We start from the raw sequence: 1,241 nt of genomic DNA on the forward strand, positions 1-1,241 counted from the left end.
GCCGCCGGCTCGCGCGTCCGCCGCGCCCGCGCCCTCGCCGGATGCGGTGCCGCCCACGACGGCGCCGCAGGTCGTGCAGGGCACAGGCGTCGTGCCGACCCGCGTCGCGATCCCCGACATCGACCTCGACCAGCCGCTCATCGACCTGGGCATCGCCCCGGACGGCCGCATGGAGGTGCCCGTCGACTTCGACGACGTCGGCTGGTTCACGGGAGGCGGGCGCCCGGGCGGCCGCGGACCCACCGTGATCGCCGCGCACGTCGACTCGCGCGTCGGCCCGGCCGCGTTCGCGCGGCTGGCGGAGCTCGAGGTGGGCGACGAGGTGCAGGTGGCGGACGTCGACGGCGGCACGACGCGCTACGCCGTCACGGAGGTCGCCGACTTCGCCAAGGCCGACTTCCCCACGGCGCGGGTCTTCGGCGCGCAGCCCACGGACCAGCTGCGGCTCATCACCTGCGGCGGGATCTTCGACCGCAGCGTGGGCCACTACGAGGACAACCGCGTCGTGTTCGCGGAGCCCGTGGGCTGATCCGCGCCCCGGCTCAGCCCACGGGCTCCGCGGGGCCGCCCGCCGCGTCCGCGAGTCCCGCGCGCAGCCGGGCGGTGCGCTCGCGCACGAGCTCGATGCGCGCCTCGTCGAGCGCGGCGGTGGCGACCAGCGCCCGGGTGCCGGCGAGGGCGACCCGCACCAGCGCCACGAGCGCGACCGCGGCCAGGGCCACGAGCGCGACGCCGAGGAGCAGGGGGATCGACCAGACGAGGTCGTAGGCGCTCGGCATGAGGATGCTGTCGGTCGTGCCGTCCATCTCCGGGCGCCCGCTCAGACCGTGGGCCCGATGGGAGCGTCCGGCCCCGTGGGACCGCCGACGGGGGAGTACGGGCCGCCTGCACCGTCCCCGTCGTCGGCCTGCAGCCGCGCGGTCTGCTCGCGCACGAGCTCCCGCCGCGCCTCCTGCAGCTCCGTCGTGACGACGAGCGCCCGCCGCGCGGTGAGCGCGAGGCGGATGAGCACCACGAGCGCGAGCACCCCCAGGGCCACGAGGGCCAGGATCACGAGGACGTACAGGGCGATGCCGATGCTGGCGCCGGGGGAGGGGATCATGCCGACGACGGTATATGACCCCAGGGTCGCGTGCGGGGCCGGTTCCGCCCGTCGTGGTGCGACGACGGGCCCGGCCTCGGGGGAGGGACCGGGCCCGCCCCGGCCGACCGCGACGCGCCCGCCGCCCGCCGCGGGCCCG

3 protein-coding genes are annotated in these 1,241 nt (G+C 77.4%); 1 reads left to right on the forward strand and 2 read right to left on the reverse strand.

All coding sequences use genetic code 11. The features are described from left to right. A partial coding sequence (locus Q6969_RS15770) for a class F sortase (RefSeq protein WP_317231287.1) occupies window positions 1-529 on the forward strand: 529 nt, incomplete at its 5' end. A 13-nt stretch (window positions 530-542) separates the two neighbouring features. Here the strand turns inward: Q6969_RS15770 and Q6969_RS15775 are convergent. Both Q6969_RS15775 and Q6969_RS15780 read right to left on the reverse strand, forming a co-directional pair. Continuing rightward, entirely contained in the window at window positions 543-806 is a 264-nt protein-coding gene (locus tag Q6969_RS15775) for a hypothetical protein (RefSeq protein ID WP_317231288.1), read from the reverse strand. A 14-nt stretch (window positions 807-820) separates the two neighbouring features. Further along, the gene (locus Q6969_RS15780) at window positions 821-1,102 is read right to left on the reverse strand and encodes a hypothetical protein (protein ID WP_317231289.1); all 282 of its coding nucleotides are present in this window, start codon (window positions 1,100-1,102) and stop codon (window positions 821-823) included. Window positions 1,103-1,241: the final 139 nt, after the last annotated feature.

The sequence above is a fragment of the Clavibacter sp. MX14-G9D genome (assembly GCF_032917815.1).
Classification (GTDB): domain Bacteria; phylum Actinomycetota; class Actinomycetes; order Actinomycetales; family Microbacteriaceae; genus Clavibacter; species Clavibacter michiganensis_K.

What these genes read in the sequence shown, in the direction of transcription:
- Q6969_RS15780 (WP_317231289.1), bottom strand. Translation starts at nt 1,102, where the DNA reads ATGATCCCCTCCCCCGGCGCCAGCATCGGCATCGCCCTGTACGTCCTC.
- Q6969_RS15775 (WP_317231288.1), bottom strand. Translation starts at nt 806, where the DNA reads ATGGACGGCACGACCGACAGCATCCTCATGCCGAGCGCCTACGACCTC.